Consider the following 17,277-nt stretch of genomic DNA (forward strand, 5'->3'; position numbering starts at 1 on the left):
TCTAATTTTTACATAAACATTCGGTTAATTAAATTTTGAATTCGATTTGAGACATCTGTAATATTAAAAGGCTTCACAATATAGTCGTTCGCTCCATTTTTTAATGCTTCAACGACGTGCTCATTACCTTTTCTTCCTGTTAACATAGAAACAATAACTTCGTTGGACGTGTGCTCCTCCCTAATTTTCTTCAGCACTTCAATGCCGTCCATATTCGGCATCAGTCCATCAAGTAATACAATGTATTTTGAATTCGGTTCATACCAATTTGAATTAAGGAAACTAAGTCCATTACTAAATTCCATCACTTCAATTTCATAGTTTTCGTTCATCGTCCAATTTTTAAAGTAGTTGGCGACCATGTTTCGAATAATGGATACATCATCAATGACAATAATTTTGATATTTACTTTCTTTGTTACAACGTCGGCTATATTATCAAATATTACCGAGCGATCTCTACCAGATTGCTTCGCTTCATACAGTGCTTGATCGGCCTTTTCTAACATTTTTTTAGGGTGGAGAAGACATGCATTGGCCTCAATTAACCCTGCTGAAAAAGTTACATTGAATTTAACTCCATTCGCCGTGAAATCTTTTTTCACCATTGCTTGACGAATTTTTTCGATTAGGGAATAGGCATCTTGTACGGAAGTTTGAGGCAAGAGCATTACAAACTCTTCGCCACCATAGCGACAGAAGATATCTTGTTCTCGCTTTAATTCCATCACCAATGCGGAGAAGCCTTTTAAAACTTCATCGCCGACTAAATGACCGTATGTATCATTCACTTTTTTAAAGTAATCTAAATCTAAAATTACAACTGAAAAAGGTGTTTGATTGCGATTGTATTGTTGAATTAAATATTCAAATTGTGATTCTAAAAATTTTCGATTATATACTTGTGTTAATTCATCAATGATGATTGAGTGCTCTAATTCTTTTTTAAATGCTAATCGGTTCGTAACATAAGATATTAAAATTTTTTCATCAATTGGCTTTGGAATGAAATCTAATGCCCCTAATTCATATGCTTTTACATGATTTGCCTTACAGTCATTTGCACTAATAATCGTTACAAACATTCTGTCTTTTTTAACCTTTTTCAGCGTTTGTAAAATAGAAAACCCATTGCCATCTGGTAGCATAATGTCTAAAAATACGATAGCAGGCTTTAGTTCGTAAATTAACTCCAAACCACGCTTTTCATTATAAGCGATAATAACGGTATAACCGTTTTTTTCTAAAACTCTTTTCATATACGAAATAAAAATAATATCGTCATCAATGACTAAAATTAATTCCTGATTTAACGTATGGTTTGGAATGGCGAGCTGTGTATCTTCATTCAATGGGTTGGCATTTGTTTGATAAAAATGAATGCCTTCAATGAGTGTGGAAAGAAAAGCCTTCCATTCGGTTTTAATCCACTTATTGTTACTTGTTTCATCTAGTAAATGTAATTTTTCATTCGCAATTTGCGAGAAATCATCTAACCCAATAGTGCCAGCGGTTCCTTTTAAATTGTGAAGAAAACTATAAATTTCTCTTTCGGTAATAAACTCTTGCTCAGACCAAGTTTTAAATTTTTCAAGCATTTGTTTGTAGATTAATTGCTGATATTTTAAAGTATCCATTTACTTTCTCTCCATTAACTATTTTCTATATTACATAGTATAACCTTATGAACAAGAAAACTAGATTAAATTAACCATATTACTGGCGAATTTTTGGAACTATTAAAAATTAGAACTCTCAAAAAAATTGACGAGGATAATACTACGTTACGGTAATTAGATTTTTATTTGATATTTGTAGCATAGCTATCTAACTAAAATTACTTTTGGTCTAATAAAAATGAAAATTCTGTGTTATTTTTAGATATAAGTGAAAAAAAACAAAAGGAAGCTAATAGTATGAAAAGAAGCTCGTGGAATTTTCGTTTTTTTAAATACAATATGATTTTGGCCGTTATTATTATTTTTGTCGTGCTAATTTCAGCTTATTATATGTTAGGTAAAATCGTTGAAAAGGAGATAGGTGAGCGCGCTGTAAATGTAGCAGAGGTTACTGCACTTCATCCTGTAGTGATTGAAGGGCTGAAAAAAGATACGACATCACCCGAAATTCAAGAAATTGCCAAACAGATTCAAAAAAGCGCAGAGGCCGAATATGTTGTAATTGGTGATGAAAACGAAATTCGCTATGCACACCCTGTAAAAGAGAGAATTGGTCAACGAATGGTAGGGGATGATAACGAAGAGGCATTAATTCATGGACAATCCTATATGTCGATTGCAGAAGGGACTTTAGGTGAAGCGCTTCGAGGGAAGGCACCTGTTTTCGATGAAAATCGCAATATCATTGGTGTCGTGTCAGTTGGATATTTATTTGAGGATATATTTTCAATGAATATTAATTATACGAAAAATTTATTGCTTGTTTTGGCAATAGCAATCGTATTATCGGTTCTCTTATCTAGTTATTTGGCAAATAAATTAAAAAAACAACTACTTAATTACGAGCCACAGGAAATCGTCAAAATTTTATCAGAACGAAATGTGATTTTAGAAACAATTCGTGAAGCGATTATCATGGTAGATCGTAACGGCATCATTACATTAAGTAACCAAGCCGCAAATGATATTTTAACTAGTAATAATTCGGTAATTGGTGAGAATATTAAGCAAGTACTACCAAATACGCAATTACTACGTGTAATGGAAACAGGTAAAGAGCAGCTAAATCGTGTGATGACCATTAATGGAACAAAAACGTTGGTTAACCGTATACCACTTGTAAATAATGGAGAGGTTTCGGGTGTAGTAGCAAGTTTTAGACCGTTTGAAGAGATTGATTTAGTCGCAAATGAATTATCACAAGTTAAGCAATTTATTGAATCGCTTCGAGCACAAACTCATGAATATAATAACTTTTTGTACACAATATCGGGTTTGATTCAATTAAATGAATATGAGGAAGCATTGTATTTGATTCATTCGGAGCGTCTAGGGAATCATGCATTAATTGCGTTTATCAATGAGCATATTAAAGATATGTTTATTAATGGTTTAATAATAGGATTTTATAATCGAGCGAAAGAGTTGAAGGTCACGCTTGTATTAGATGAAGATAGTAGTTGTGGAAAGCTTGGTCATCTTATGGAGAAGCATATGTTTATCTCGATATTGGGGAATTTAATGACAAATGCATTTGAGGCAGTAGAACATTTGGAGGAAGAAGAGCGAATCATCCGCATTTATATTTATGAAAGTGAAAAAGAGGTTATATGTGAGATAGAGGATTCAGGGGAAGGTATTCGAGAAGATCAAATGAAAGAAATATTTAAATTGAGGAGCTCCACAAAAGATAAAGATACGAGGGGCTATGGTTTACATATTGTACAGGATAATTTAAAAGCGCTAAACGGCACGATTGCAATCGAAAAAGGCGATTTAGGTGGCGCATTATTTATTGTTTCAATTCCAAAAGAGGGGTGATTGGTTTGAGCAAGCAGATCGAAGTGTTAATTATTGAAGATGATATACGAATCGCGCAAATTCATGAAAAATTTTTAAATCAAATCGAGGGATTTAAAACTATTGGGATGGCACATACAATTGAAGAAGCAAAAATGTGGATAGAAACATTAAAGCCAGATTTGATTTTGTTGGACATTTATTTCCCAGATGGTCTAGGAGTAAGCATTATCGATATGATTGCAGAGCGCAAGATGCAGACGGATATTATATTAATTACGGCTGCAGCAGAGATAGAGATTGTGAAAAAAGCCTATACTAGTGGTGTGACGGATTTTTTATTGAAGCCAATTACTTTGCAAAAATTTACGTATTGTCTAGAGAAATATAAAGAGAAGCATCAAATTTTATCGTCCAATCAACATTTTCAAGCAGAGCAAATCCAAAAACTATGGGATCATTATTCCGTTCCAAAGATTGAGCAAAATAAAAGCCCAAAAGGAATCGATATAATTACCAAAAATAAAATTATTGAATTTGTGATGACCATTGATGGAGGGATTACAGCGGAAAGCTTAGGTGCTGAAATAGGAATAAGTCGTACAACGGCGAGACGATATTTAGAGCACTTAATGGAAGAAAAGATTATTTTTGTCGAACATGTATATGGCTCGGTTGGTAGACCAGAGCGAAGATATTTTAGTACACGCAGCTGATTGATTCGGCTGCTTTTTTTCGTGAACATTATGAACAAAATGAATTTTATGGAATTAAAAGTTAATATTTCACTAATATATAAAATTATCAACTTATCCTTTTTAATAAAGATAGCGCTTACAAAAAGTGCAAAACATTTAGGGGGGATTTCTTTATGTCATTCAAAAAGAAATTAATAGCACTATTTTCTGCAACTACGCTGAGCATAGCATTAGCAGCTTGTAGTGATAGCAGTGATGGGGGAAGCAAATCAACAAGCGATTATCCGAAAAACAATATTACAATTGTTGCGCCATCTGGAGCTGGTGGGGGTTGGGATTTAACGGCTCGTGCAATCGGTAAAACAATGAATGAAACAGGTTTAATTGATAAATCGATTACAATCGAAAACCAACCTGGTGGTGGCGGTGCTGTATTTATGGCATCGTACGCAACGAAAGAAGCGAAAAACGATTATATGTTAATGGTGAAATCACCACCAATTTTAATAAACAATTTAAAAGCGGAAGGGAATAGTCCATATGGCTATAAGGATACAACACCGCTTGCACAATTAACAAAAGACTATGGAGCAATCGTTGTAAAAAATGATTCACCTTACCAATCAATTAAAGATTTACTCGATGCAATTAAAGCAGATCCATCAGCTTTAACTTTAGCAGGCGGCTCTGCTCCTGGCTCTATGGACCATTTAATAACAATTTTACCTGCGTATGAGTATGGAATTGATCCGAAAGCAGTTAAATACGTGTCTTATGACGGCGGTGGGGAAGCAATGGCGGCATTATTAGGTAGCAATGCAGACGCAATCGGTACAGATATCTCGACAGTAACTTCATATGTAAAGAGTGGAGATGTTCGTGTATTAGCCGTAACTTCACCTGAAAAAATAGCAATCGAAGGCTTAGAAGAGGTTCCAACATTATATGATGAAGGCATTGAAACAGAGTTCACAATTTGGCGTGGTATTTTTGGACCGAAAGATATGTCTGAAGGTGCAAAAGATTACTGGATCGAAAAATTAACAGCTTTAAATGATAAAGAAGAGTGGAAATCAGCGTTAGCACGTAATGGTTGGGAACAAGAATTCCGTGTAGGGGATGACTTTACAAAATTCTTAGAAGAACAAGAGGCATCAATTGTAGAAATTTTAACAGCTTTAGGTATGCAGAAGTAATGAAAGAATGCGAGCAATTTAAGCTGCTCGCATTTCCTTTTAGGGGGTAGGGGCATGAATTTAAAATTCGATCAAATTGCGAGTATTGTCTTTTTAGCAATCGGGATTTTGGTAGTAGTAGAATCCCAAAAAATTTCTAGTAGTGCGTATGGCTCTACAATCGGGCCAAGTACATTTCCAATGGGGTTAGGGATATTATTGATTGGTTTAAGTGTGTTGTTATTCATTGAAACGATTCAAAATAAGAAAACCTATAAAATTGTGGAGGAACATGAAGATTTTAAATCGCCTAATTATAAGCGTTTTGTCATCATTTTTTTATCGGCATTAGGTTATGTATTATTGTTGGACGTATTAGGCTATTTAATTACGACATTTGTATTTTTGGTTATCGGATTCCAAGCATTAGAGCGTGGAAAAATACTGACATCTATTATTATAGCGGCAGTGTTTTCGAGTGTTATTTACTTTGGATTCGTCAATGTATTAGGCGGTTCATTACCAGGATTACCATTCTAGAGAGGAGGGATACACGATGGATACATTAGGATATTTATTTGACGGTTTTGCAATTGCATTTCAATGGTACAACATTCTTTTTGCATTATTAGGCGTAATTATTGGAACAGCCGTTGGGGTTTTACCGGGAATTGGGCCAATGTCAGGGGTTGCATTATTAATACCGGTAACTGCTACTTTAACGTCTGGTCTTCCATTAGAAGTAGCTGCGACTAGCTCAATCATCTTACTAGCAGGTGTTTACTATGGGGCAATGTATGGTGGATCTACAACATCTATTTTATTGAATACGCCTGGTGAGTCATCTTCTGTTGTAACAACATTAGATGGTTATCAAATGGCCAAACAAGGACGTGCAGGATCGGCTCTATCGATTGCAGCAATTGGGTCCTTCGTGGCTGGGATTGTATCGTTAATTGGTTTAGTGTTATTAGCACGTCCTCTTTCAAAAGTAGCGATTAACTTTGGCCCAGCGGAGTATTTCTCATTAATGTTATTAGGTTTAGCGGCAGTGAGCGGTTTGGCAGGAAAATCAATTACGAAAGCATTAATTATGACGGTCATTGGCTTATTGTTGGGGACAATTGGGATCGATGTAGTATCGGGTATTGCTCGTTTCACGTATAACCAACCCGTCCTATTCAGTGGTATTGAATTTTTAACAATTGCAGTTGGTTTATTTGCACTTGGTGAAGTGTTTAAAACAATCTTTGAAAAAGACGTTGCAGACGAGCCAGTTGCCAAAATTAATCGGGTATTACCTACGAAGCAAGATTTAAAAGATAGTGCAGCGCCAATTGGTCGTGGTTCGTTATTAGGATTCTTCCTTGGTGTATTACCGGGTGCTGGAGCTACATTAGCATCATTCTTCGCTTATATTGCAGAAAAGAAGATTAGTAAAAATCCAGAATCATTCGGTAAAGGCAATATTGCGGGGGTTGCTTCACCTGAGTCAGCAAATAATGCAGCTTCAGGAGGCGCAATGATTCCATTATTAACGCTAGGTATCCCGGGTTCAGGAACAACGGCGATATTAATGGGTGCATTCATTATGTATAATATTCAACCAGGTCCTCTCCTATTTTCAGAGCATCCCGATGTAGCTTGGGGTTTAATAGCAAGTATGTTTATCGGGAACTTAATGTTGTTAATATTAAATATGCCAATGGTAAAAATCTTTGCGAAGATTATTGAAACACCGAAGAAATATCTATTGCCAATTATTATTGCCATTTCGATTTTTGGGGTATATGCCGTACAATATACAACATTTGATTTATTATTGTTATTAGCTTGTGGTGTACTAGGGTATTTCTTTGCGAAAAATGATTTTCCGGTGGCTCCATTAGTACTAGCACTTGTATTGGGTCCTATGCTTGAAAATAATATGCGTCGCGCTTTAACAATTTCGAATGGTGATTATAATATTTTCTTCTCGAAGCCAATATCGTTAGTGTTCTTAGTTGCTGCTATATTATGGATTATTATCCCAATTATTTTAAAGTTACGTGGTAAAAATGTTATTATAAATGAAGAAGCTTAAGGGAGGAGAAGTCGTCAATTGGCGGCTTTTTTTCGTATGGGCAGGACAATCTGAATAAAGAAAGGTTGGTAGAAAATGAAAATTGTTCAACAATATGTACTTGGTAGTGCAGATGTATTGCAAGTAGAGGAAGTAGCAATACCAACAATTGAGGAGCATGAAGTGTTAATTAAAGGTTACTTTACAAGTGTCAATTTTGCAGATATTAAGGCGCGGACAGGAGTTAAAGGTGAGCCAACATTTCCTTTTACAATCGGGCTTGATTTAGTTGGAGAAATTGTGGAAAGTAATAGCGTGAATTTTAAGGTTGGTCAAAAAGTAATGGCTTTTCCGAAAAATGGCTCATACCGAGAATATGCTGTTGCGTCAGAGCAACTCACATTTTTGCTACCAGATGAAATTGATATAAAACAAGTTGCTGCGATGCCAACTGTCATGATTTTAAGCTATATTTTACTGACGCAAATTGCACAAGTGAAGGAAAAGGATACGATTGTTGTACATAGTGCGAGTGGTGGTGTTGGTTCGAGTTTGATTCAGCTAGCATTAATAATAGGTGTAAAGCAAATTATTGGCACTGTAGGATCGGTTCAAAAGGCGAGCTTTGTAGAAGGTTTAGGCGCGGATGCAGTTTATACGTATGATGATTTTGTTGAAGGGGTGAATGCGATAACGAATGGTAAAGGTGCAGATGTCATTTTTGATTCGGTAGCAGGTGAAGTGACTGCAAAGAGCTTGCATTGTTTGGCAAATTACGGAACACTTGTACAATTTGGGAATAGTAGCGGTCAACCAGGAACGTTTTCAACCAATGATGTACATAATAGTTGCCGTAATGTAAAAGGATTTAGTTTGGGAACAACGAGAAAGGAAGATCCTTCACGATTAAAGCCTGTTGTAGAAAAAATTATTTCGTATATTGAAAAGGGTATGCTACAAGTTCCGATAGAACGTATTTATTCATTAAACGACATACAAGAAGCACATCAATTGATGGAAAGTCGTGCACATCAAGGGAAAATCCTAATTCAATTGAACGATGGTGCGTAAAATATTGCTGGGCTCACAATGGAAAACTATCCGATGTATTACGAGGTCTCATTGACAATTGACTAGCTAAGGTAGCCTCAAATAAAGAAACCTCGTAAACCAATTTGGACTAAAAAAATTATCTTTCTTCCAATGTTAAAAGAATTAATCTGTAAATAATGAATGTCCCAAGGTATGCTCCAGTAACCAAGAAAATGGGCTTTAAAAAGAGGGCATGTATTGTTGTCATAAATACAGTATCATCAACAATTACTTGATAAATGGATGTAGCTGCAATATTACCAAAAATTATTGTCGATAGAACGGCAGCTATATTGAAAAACATGTTGAATTTATTGCTTGACTGTTTCAGGAAAAGCATTAAAACAGGGGCAACTAAGCTTGCCATAACTAATAAGAATTTCAAAGTATCACTCCTTCTAATTTTCCCATTATGTCCTTGCTCATCTGTATATAAACAAAACAAATAACCGTAGCGAGTTCAGGTGCTACGGTTTCTTTTTGCTTAATGAAGTGACAATTATTTATTGCTTAAAGGTAGAATTATATGGAAAAATGCAAACTGAAAAAATATTAGAAGAAATTTAAGTATTGAATAATGGTGGTAATAGTACGCGGCCACCAATTTATTAATATGCTAATTTTGGGTGGGAATCTTCGTATGTTACTTTCTTTCTATAATTCTATTAAGAATATTTGTAAATTACGAATAATTAGATTATTCTAGTATAAGATACTAAATTTTCCAAAAAATGAATAGAAAGGGTGTTGTGTGTGCTTCGAGCGTTGAAGGTTGGGCTGTTGATTGAGCGCACCAATCGTAAAAACTTAGTGGCGATATTAGCTGTTATAGTTGTCATGTTGGGCATGATGTTTTTCATCAAGGCGCAAGAGGTTGGGCAGCAGCTTGATGAAAAGAAGAGCGATTTTTACAATGGACGTGCTGCGTTGTCAAAGTTTCAGGTGAAGGATGCTTCAGAAGATGGAGATGGCAGTGATCTCTTTAAAAATTTGACAAAACAAAATAGGTCGATTGCGCTGCAAATTGCGGCGCTGACGATGGATAACTATCCGATGTATTACGAGGCGTCAATGCACACAGCGGAGCTTCGTAAAGAGGCGTTTGCTATGGAGGACTATGATAAAGTTGCAAATTTATTGCCAACGAAGCTTGAGAATGAGCTCAACTATATATACTTTAAACATTTAGTAGACTCCGAAAAACAAGAAATTAGTGATTTATCGCAGTACATACCGTTTTTACTTTATTTCTTTAGTATTGCGGGCTTTGGCTGGTATATCTTTATTAGCTTTTATACGAGCTCAATTTTGCTGGATGATTTTGAACATACAAGCTTAATGAAGGGCTATCCTGTACGTTTTGACCAATACATCCTATCAAAATGTATTATAGCATTTGGTTATGTCTTAGCCTTTATTGCACTTATATTTATTAGTGCATTACCAACTTTAAGAAATGGCTTTGGAGATCTATCAGAGCCTGTACGTATTTTTTTAGGAGAACCAGCGATTGTTTCAAGTATCTCCTATATTGGACGTGCAGTTTTATACATGATTGTAATTTCGGTTTTTGTTATGCTCCTATCAATTATTTTGAACGTCTTATTAAAAAATATGTATTTAACGCTGTTTATCCACTTTATTTTATTCTTTTTACCAATTTTATTTCCAAGGCTTATTAGTATGCTCCCATTCAATCCTTTTAATTTTATGAGCTTTAATGATATTTTATCAGGTCTTCCGGTTGATTTAGAAAAGTCAACGCTGATTACAATGAATCAAGGATTACTTATTATGATCATTTGTATTGTTATCATGTTGTTCGTGATACAGCGCTTTTTCTCAACAGGAAAAATTAAACGGGCGTAAGGGGGACTAGCTATGTGGGGATATTTTAAATTTGAAATTAAGCAATTTTTTACAAACAAAAAAAATCTTGCGGTATTCGCTTTACTAACATTTGCGGCTATTTTTTATGCGTTTAAGCTAGCACCCGCTTATGATCCAATTGAAAAGGTAGACTATGATGAAATTGAGGCAAGGTATTTAACGCGTGAGGAATTTTTAGATTCGATGTTTGGCAAAAATTTATGGGAATATCATCAGTCTGTCGGATACGCTGTCGATATATTTAAATTCTTAAACCCATATGATAAGCAGCGTTTAGAAGCTCTGGATGAAGGTGATTTACGGAAATATGCAGTAGCAACAAGGGATTGGTACTTTTATACAAATATCAACACATATCGTAATGATTTATTAGCATACAATCCACGCTATTATACGGAAGACAGACGATTTGCTGAAGAAGAAGCCTATTTTGCCTATTTAGAACAATTTCAGCGCTATGATTCGTATAAAAGAGTGTGGTACGAGTTGACAATTGAAATTCTTGAACAACGAACAGCACTTCAAACATTAGAACGCTTATTGAAAGGTCCTTTACCATACATTATTTTAATTGCCACGCTACTACTTACAATCGATATCGTAACCAAAGATCGTCTTCACCCATCCATTTTAAAGGGCTTCCCAATTGCAGATTGGAAGCGGTTATTAGTGAAGGCACTTGTGGGGTTAATTGGTAGTGTACTTCTTTGGATACCGATTTTTGGTGGAATAATCATTATTGGCTTCCAATTTGGTTTTGGTAATTTCGACTTACCTACCCCCGTATATGGCTATGACATGATTGCACAAAATGAAGGTAAATTTGTGTATATGTCAATAGGCATGTTTTTGCTACGCTGCTTTTTATTATTAGCAGCATGGATGTTAGTTATCATTTCAGCAGTACTATTATTTAGTATTTTATTCCGTCAAGAAATGCTCAATATGGTAGTTGTACTATTACTAATTTTTGGTGAACGCTTTTATACAAGTCGATCTATCGGCTATTTCTGGGATGTCCAAAATTACCCTACATCGTATGTACAAGTAGGTAAAATCGTCTCAAAATATCAAAACTTCTATTTTACAACACCGAAATTACATGACATGCTCGGACTAAAATTACTTTTAATTACTGCAGCAATACTAATCGTGCTAACGTTAGTGGTTTCGCTATCAAAGCGCTTTAAGCTAATTAAATAGGAGGGTCAAACATGATCGATATTCAAAATATTACAGTGCAGTTCGGTGACCGGAAAGTACTAAATGATATTGAGATACAGTTCAATCAAGGCGAAATGATTGGCCTAGTTGCACCGAACGGAACCGGTAAATCGACATTAATGAACGTCATTATGAATTATTTAACACCAACAAGCGGCAAGGTAGGGTTTCGTGATGGGCTTGTGTATTCTAGTAAAACGAACGAAGTAAAAATCCATCAATTCGTGTCAATGATGCCGGACCAAAGTGATTTGTACAACCATTTATCAGGTCGTGACCATTTAAAAATGTTTGCAATGATGTGGGGCTCTGACAACAAACTTATTGATGAAACAATTGAAGTGTTAAACATGGGTCATTACGTCAACAAAAAAACAGGTACGTACTCACTTGGTATGCGCCAACGTTTATGCTTTGCGATGCAAATTGTCGCGAATACCGAAATTATGATGATGGACGAAGTAATGAACGGACTTGACCCAAATAATGTCGAAATCATTTCGCGTTTATTGATGAAGAAAAAAGCGGAGGGTAAGCTCATTATTATCGCGTCGCATTTACTCGATAACTTAGAAAAATATGCAGACCGTATTTTCTTATTTAATGAAGGAAAGCTTGTCGATGCGAACGAAATTATTGATGGATTTAGTCATGCCAAAATCAAAACGATTCGCGTGAAAAACTTAGACGAATATATTAAACGTGACTTACAGCAAAGCTACCCATCAATAGAGCAGCAAACATTAATGAATGATATGACGCTGCTACATTTACCACATTCAGAGGCGAGCTTACTTAGTGAGATGACGACGTTTTTAGTTGAAAAAGATGTTACGGACTTTAACTTTGGTAAAGTAACATTAAATGATTTATATGCAATTTATTATCATGAGGTAATATAAAAGGAACCTTCGTCAATATGGAATTGACGAAGGTTTTTGATTTGTACGCTACTTATTTCTATGAATACATTGTTTGGACAACTTAAAATAATACGGTTGACAATATACCTATAGGGGTATATGATGAGGCGAGTAAAAGATTTATCAAAGTTCACGGAAATGAAAAGGGGAATTTGAATGAAGAAAATTGTAATCGTTGGTGGCGTTGCAGGTGGTGCATCTGCAGCAGCACGAATTCGTCGTTTAGATGAAGAAGCACAAATTGTCATGTTTGAAAAAGGTCCCCATGTATCGTTTTCAAATTGTTCGTTACCGTTTTATTTAAGCGGTGTTGTAGCAGATTCGAAAAAATTAGTTATGATGAACCCAAACTCATTTGAAGCAAAATATAATATTGATGCACGTGTAAATAGTGAAGTTATTGCAATTAATCGTGACCAAAAATTAGTAACAGTAAAAAATGTAGTAACAGGTGAAAGCTATGAAGAAACGTATGATTTGTTAATTTTATCACCAGGGGCAAGTCCAATTGTACCAAAGCTTGAAGGTGTTGATTTACCGCATGTATTTACAGTCCGTAATGTTGTAGATATTGAAAAGCTACACAATGCGATTATTGAAAAGAATGCAAAAAGCATTGCTGTTATCGGTGGTGGCTTTATCGGTGTGGAAGTGGCTGAAAACTTACGCTTAGCTAGTCGTAATGTTAGTTTAGTCGAGTTTGCTCCTCAAATTTTAACATCATTTGATGAAGATATGGTCCAAATTTTACATAAAGAAATGATGGATCACGGTGTGGATTTAGTTGTTGGGGATGGTTTAGCGTCAATTAATGAGCAGGCCATTACGCTAAATTCAGGTAAAGTCATTGATGCGGATATCGTGGTCTTAGCGATCGGGGTACGTCCTGAAACAACATTAGCGGTTGAAGCAAATCTTGAAATCGGTGAAACAGGGGCAATCGCAGTTAACCAAAACTATCAAACGAGTGACCGTAATATTTATGCGGTAGGTGATGTGATTGAAGTATATCACCGCCTATTGAACAAAAAAACACGTTTAGCGCTTGCGGGACCGGCACAAAAGCAAGCACGTGCGATTGCAGACCATATTTACGGCATTCCGAACCAAAATCGTGGTGTGATTGGTTCATCAAGCATTCAAGTGTTTGATTTAGCAGCTGCATCAACAGGATTAAATGAGCGCACAGCGAAGCAATTAGGCATACCGACAGAAGCGGTGTATGTTATTGCACCGGATAAAGTAGGTTTAATGCCATCTAGTAATCCGCTACATTTCAAGTTAATTTACGAAGTGCCTACAGGACGTATTCTAGGTGCGCAAGCGATCGGTAAAGGGAATGCTGATAAGCGTGTTGATGTGATTGCGACACTCATTTCAATGGGCGGAACAATCGAAGACTTAAAAGATTTAGAGCTTTCGTATTCACCGATGTTCTCAACAGCAAAGGACGTATCAAATATGGCGGCCCTTGTAGCATCGAACATTATGGCAGGTCGCTTTAAGCAAGTACGAGTTGACGAAGTACGCGGGTTAGTAGAATCAGGTGCTGTCATTATTGATGTTCGTGAGCCAAATGAATTTGCAAACGGTGCATTAAAAGGTGCGGTCAATATCCCACTTGGTGAAATTCGTGCACGCATGAGCGAAATTCCAAAAGATGTACCGGTATACGTACATTGCCGTTCATCTCAACGTAGCTATAATGCAGTAATGGCACTTGAAAACAGTGGTTATGATAATGTTTATAACATTTCAGGTTCGTTTTTAGGGATTAGTTTATACGAATATTTCAACGATCAGCGTTTAGCACGTGAACCGATTGTAACAAGCTATAATTTTAAATAAATTACTCATAATGAGTATTTTTCAATTCAAAATTTGGAACCAAATACATTTATCTAATATAATCCGTTCTGCTACGCTACGGGGGACGCTTTCCTGAGGGCGTGGCTCCAAAGCGTTGACAAACGTTTTGCGACGAGTAACCGCAGGAGTAACTTTGTTTTTTTCCGCGCACGCGCATGTCTCACGAGTTGCCTAACACTGCACCTAATCCAATATTTGTTAGTGAATTTATTCGGTATTGGTAAATTTTATATGGTGGGGATAATAAGTTTTATTTCCACCATAACTTTTCAGTTGACATATACCTAGAGGGGTATTATTATAAGGTTAAGCAAAACGAAGAAAGAGGTGAGCTTATGCAATACGATGCAAAAGTAACAGCACGTATGAAACGAATTGAAGGTCAGCTTCGTGGCGTACTTCGCATGATGGAAGAAGAAAAAGATTGCAAAGAAGTCATCACACAGCTAAGCGCAATTCGTTCTGCAGTTGATCGAACAATCGGTGTTATTGTATCCGACAATTTAGTTGAATGTTTGTCTAAAGAAACTGAAAATGAATTGGACAAAAACGAATTAGTCAAACAAGCAGTAGAATTATTAGTAAAAAGTCGATAAGGCTTTTTATTTTTCAATATTAATATACCTATACGGGTAAGGAGATAATATGGGGAAGAAAAGAACAACAATCGTTTTATTTAGTGGAGATTACGACAAGGCAATGGCAGCTTATATTATTGCAAATGGCGCGGCTGCTTATGATCATGAGGTAACAATCTTCCATACGTTCTGGGGTATCAATGCATTACGTAAAGAAGAACCAGTAGAAGTGAAAAAAGGTTTCCTAGAAAAAATGTTTGCAAAAATGATGCCACGTGGTGCTGAAAATCTAGGATTATCAAAAATGCAAATGCTTGGTATAGGACCAAAGATGATCAAGCATGTAATGGAAAAACATAACGCGCTTACATTAACGCAGCTAATTGAAATGGCGCAAGAGCAAGACATTAAACTTGTAACTTGTACAATGACAATGGATTTATTAGGGCTTCAAAAAGAAGAATTGCTAGACGGCATTGAATATGCAGGGGTTGCCGCATATTTAGCAGATGCTGAAGAAGGTACGGTAAACTTATTTATTTAAGAGGTGCTAAATGGAAACAATCATTATCATTGCAGTTATTGTCGCATTTTTTGTGTGGCGTATGAAACCGGCTAAAGGAGTTCAAACAATTTCTACAGCGAAAGCAAAAGAAATTATCAATGACAAAGATAAAGTGTTTATAGATGTACGAACACCAGCAGAATATAAGGCACGCAACGTTAGACAATTTAAAAATATGCCACTCGGTACGGACTTTTCTAAATTACCGAAAGATAAAGAAATTGTAGTCATTTGTCAGAGTGGTATGCGCTCTATGCAAGCATGTAAGCAGTTAAAAAAATTAGGTTTTGAAAAAGTAACGAATGTCCGTGGCGGCATGAGTGCTTATTAAGGGGAGACTATAAAATGAAAACGATTTTACCACAAGAAGTACAGGGGAAATTACAAGCTGGCGAAGTATTAAATTTAATCGATGTTCGTGAAGTGGATGAAGTAACTGCGGGCCATATCCCTGGTATTACGCATATTCCACTTGGATTATTAGAATTCAAAATGAATGAGCTAGATAAAAAGAAATCATATATAATGGTTTGTCGTTCTGGTGGTCGCAGTGGGCAAGCAACAAACTTTTTAGCTTCACAAGGCTATGATGTAACGAATATGACTGGCGGCATGCTTGAGTGGGCTGGCGACGTAGAATAATATTTTTTTTTGAAATGAAATATACCCTTATAGGTATTATCGGAGGTTTACAATGATTCAATCACATATGCAGTTAGATGCAAAAGGTCTAGCATGTCCAATGCCAATCGTCAGAACGAAAAAGGCAATGGTAGAAGTACAAGAAGGTCAAGTATTAGAAGTACAAGCAACAGATAAAGGCTCAGTTGCCGATTTAGCCGCTTGGTGTAAAACGGTAGGCCATCAATATATCGGTCATCAAGAGCAGAACGGGGTATTTTTCCATTACTTACGTAAGTGCAACCCTGAAACAAGTGATCAAGTTGAAAAAACATTTGAGCAAACAATTTCAATTGAACAAGTAATTCAAGCAGAAGGCACTATTTTAGACGTACGTGAAGCAGCAGAATATGCATTTGGTCATATCCCTGGTGCAAAATCGATTCCAATGGGTGACTTGCAAGATTGTATAGCAGAACTAAATAAAGATGAAACTGTTTACCTCATTTGCCGTACAGGTACACGCTCAGATTTAGCTGCAAAACAATTAACAGAAGCAGGATTTACAAAAGTATATAATGTCTTACCAGGTATGACTGGCTATGAAGGCGAATTAGAGAAAGAGGTTAAATAACATGTCAAACAAAGTAGCGATTATCGCAGCAAACGGTGGTCTTTTCGACGCTTATAAAGTATTCAATATAGCAACAGCGGCAGCAGCATCAGAAAAAGAAGTAGAAATTTTCTTCACATTTGAAGGCTTAAACCTAATTCATAAAGAAGCTATGCATGCTTTAGCAATGCCAGCAGGAAAAGAGCATTTCGCAGAAGGTTTTAAAAACGCACAAGTTCCATCAATTCCACAATTAGTGGAAATGGCGCAAGAGTTAGGAGTAAAATTCATCGCTTGCCAAATGACAATGGATGTAATGGGCTTAACGAAAGAAAACTTCGTGGATGATATAGAAGTTGGTGGCGCTGTAACTTTCTTAGAGTTTGCTAAAGACGCAGCACCAACATTAACATTCTAATGAAATATGATAGGGAGGGCTCGCTCTCTCTATCAAAAAAATTTAAATGAAAATATACCTGTGGGGGTAA

General features: G+C 36.1%; 18 protein-coding genes. 16 read left to right on the top strand and 2 right to left on the bottom strand.

Annotated features, from left to right (window positions below; translation table 11 throughout):
- Positions 1 to 8: 8 nt before the first annotated feature.
- Positions 9 to 1,637, bottom strand: coding sequence for a GGDEF domain-containing response regulator (locus LZ480_RS04685; protein WP_241368215.1), 1,629 nt, complete (start codon positions 1,635 to 1,637; stop codon positions 9 to 11).
- Between the two features lie 279 nt (positions 1,638 to 1,916).
- Here LZ480_RS04685 and LZ480_RS04690 point away from each other — a divergent pair, with 279 nt between their 5' ends.
- The 6 genes from LZ480_RS04690 (at position 1,917) to LZ480_RS04715 (ending at position 8,485) form a co-directional block, all read left to right on the top strand.
- Positions 1,917 to 3,500 (top strand): ATP-binding protein, encoded by a 1,584-nt coding sequence (locus LZ480_RS04690; protein WP_241368216.1) that lies wholly within the window; start codon positions 1,917 to 1,919, stop codon positions 3,498 to 3,500.
- The gene (locus LZ480_RS04695; protein WP_241368217.1) at positions 3,497 to 4,195 is read left to right on the top strand and encodes a response regulator; all 699 of its coding nucleotides are present in this window, start codon (positions 3,497 to 3,499) and stop codon (positions 4,193 to 4,195) included. Before LZ480_RS04690 ends, LZ480_RS04695 begins: the two co-directional genes overlap by 4 nt.
- A 155-nt stretch (positions 4,196 to 4,350) precedes the next feature.
- Positions 4,351 to 5,373 (top strand): Bug family tripartite tricarboxylate transporter substrate binding protein, encoded by a 1,023-nt coding sequence (locus tag LZ480_RS04700; protein WP_241368218.1) that lies wholly within the window; start codon positions 4,351 to 4,353, stop codon positions 5,371 to 5,373.
- 54 nt (positions 5,374 to 5,427) lie between these two features.
- On the top strand, positions 5,428 to 5,892 hold the full coding sequence (locus LZ480_RS04705; protein WP_241368219.1) for a tripartite tricarboxylate transporter TctB family protein: 465 nt from the start codon (positions 5,428 to 5,430) through the stop codon (positions 5,890 to 5,892).
- 16 nt (positions 5,893 to 5,908) lie between these two features.
- Positions 5,909 to 7,435, top strand: coding sequence for a tripartite tricarboxylate transporter permease (locus tag LZ480_RS04710; protein WP_241368220.1), 1,527 nt, complete (start codon positions 5,909 to 5,911; stop codon positions 7,433 to 7,435).
- A gap of 75 nt (positions 7,436 to 7,510) precedes the next feature.
- Complete coding sequence (locus tag LZ480_RS04715) at positions 7,511 to 8,485, top strand: quinone oxidoreductase family protein (protein WP_241368221.1); 975 nt, start codon at positions 7,511 to 7,513, stop codon at positions 8,483 to 8,485.
- Positions 8,486 to 8,603: 118 nt separating this feature from the next.
- Here LZ480_RS04715 and LZ480_RS04720 read toward each other — a convergent pair whose 3' ends face one another.
- Positions 8,604 to 8,891 (bottom strand): transposase, encoded by a 288-nt coding sequence (locus LZ480_RS04720; protein ID WP_241368222.1) that lies wholly within the window; start codon positions 8,889 to 8,891, stop codon positions 8,604 to 8,606.
- Between the two features lie 368 nt (positions 8,892 to 9,259).
- On the opposite strand from LZ480_RS04720, the gene LZ480_RS04725 reads away from it, so the two are divergent.
- The 10 genes from LZ480_RS04725 (at position 9,260) to LZ480_RS04770 (ending at position 17,207) form a co-directional block, all read left to right on the top strand.
- Positions 9,260 to 10,375: an ABC transporter gene (locus tag LZ480_RS04725; RefSeq protein WP_241368223.1), complete on the top strand. Its 1,116-nt coding sequence runs from the start codon at positions 9,260 to 9,262 to the stop codon at positions 10,373 to 10,375.
- A gap of 12 nt (positions 10,376 to 10,387) precedes the next feature.
- Positions 10,388 to 11,599 (top strand): ABC transporter permease, encoded by a 1,212-nt coding sequence (locus LZ480_RS04730; RefSeq protein WP_241368224.1) that lies wholly within the window; start codon positions 10,388 to 10,390, stop codon positions 11,597 to 11,599.
- Between the two features lie 11 nt (positions 11,600 to 11,610).
- A complete protein-coding gene (locus LZ480_RS04735) occupies positions 11,611 to 12,522 on the top strand; it encodes an ABC transporter ATP-binding protein (RefSeq protein WP_241368225.1) in 912 nt (303 codons plus the stop codon).
- 177 nt (positions 12,523 to 12,699) lie between these two features.
- Positions 12,700 to 14,391 carry an FAD-dependent oxidoreductase gene (locus LZ480_RS04740; RefSeq protein ID WP_241368226.1) on the top strand — a complete coding sequence of 564 codons (1,692 nt, stop codon included), beginning with the start codon at positions 12,700 to 12,702 and terminating at the stop codon, positions 14,389 to 14,391.
- A 356-nt stretch (positions 14,392 to 14,747) separates the two neighbouring features.
- The gene (locus tag LZ480_RS04745; protein WP_241368227.1) at positions 14,748 to 15,008 is read left to right on the top strand and encodes a metal-sensitive transcriptional regulator; all 261 of its coding nucleotides are present in this window, start codon (positions 14,748 to 14,750) and stop codon (positions 15,006 to 15,008) included.
- Between the two features lie 49 nt (positions 15,009 to 15,057).
- The gene (locus LZ480_RS04750; protein WP_241368228.1) at positions 15,058 to 15,534 is read left to right on the top strand and encodes a DsrE/DsrF/DrsH-like family protein; all 477 of its coding nucleotides are present in this window, start codon (positions 15,058 to 15,060) and stop codon (positions 15,532 to 15,534) included.
- A 10-nt stretch (positions 15,535 to 15,544) separates the two neighbouring features.
- Complete coding sequence (locus tag LZ480_RS04755) at positions 15,545 to 15,886, top strand: rhodanese-like domain-containing protein (RefSeq protein ID WP_241368229.1); 342 nt, start codon at positions 15,545 to 15,547, stop codon at positions 15,884 to 15,886.
- A gap of 14 nt (positions 15,887 to 15,900) precedes the next feature.
- On the top strand, positions 15,901 to 16,197 hold the full coding sequence (locus LZ480_RS04760; RefSeq protein WP_241368230.1) for a rhodanese-like domain-containing protein: 297 nt from the start codon (positions 15,901 to 15,903) through the stop codon (positions 16,195 to 16,197).
- A 52-nt stretch (positions 16,198 to 16,249) separates the two neighbouring features.
- Positions 16,250 to 16,810, top strand: a complete 561-nt coding sequence (locus LZ480_RS04765) for a sulfurtransferase TusA family protein (RefSeq protein ID WP_241368231.1) — start codon at positions 16,250 to 16,252, stop codon at positions 16,808 to 16,810.
- A gap of 1 nt (position 16,811) precedes the next feature.
- On the top strand, positions 16,812 to 17,207 hold the full coding sequence (locus tag LZ480_RS04770) for a DsrE/DsrF/DrsH-like family protein (RefSeq protein WP_241368232.1): 396 nt from the start codon (positions 16,812 to 16,814) through the stop codon (positions 17,205 to 17,207).
- Positions 17,208 to 17,277 lie beyond the last annotated feature (70 nt).

This window comes from Solibacillus palustris (assembly GCF_022549215.1).
Lineage (GTDB): Bacteria > Bacillota > Bacilli > Bacillales_A > Planococcaceae > Solibacillus > Solibacillus daqui.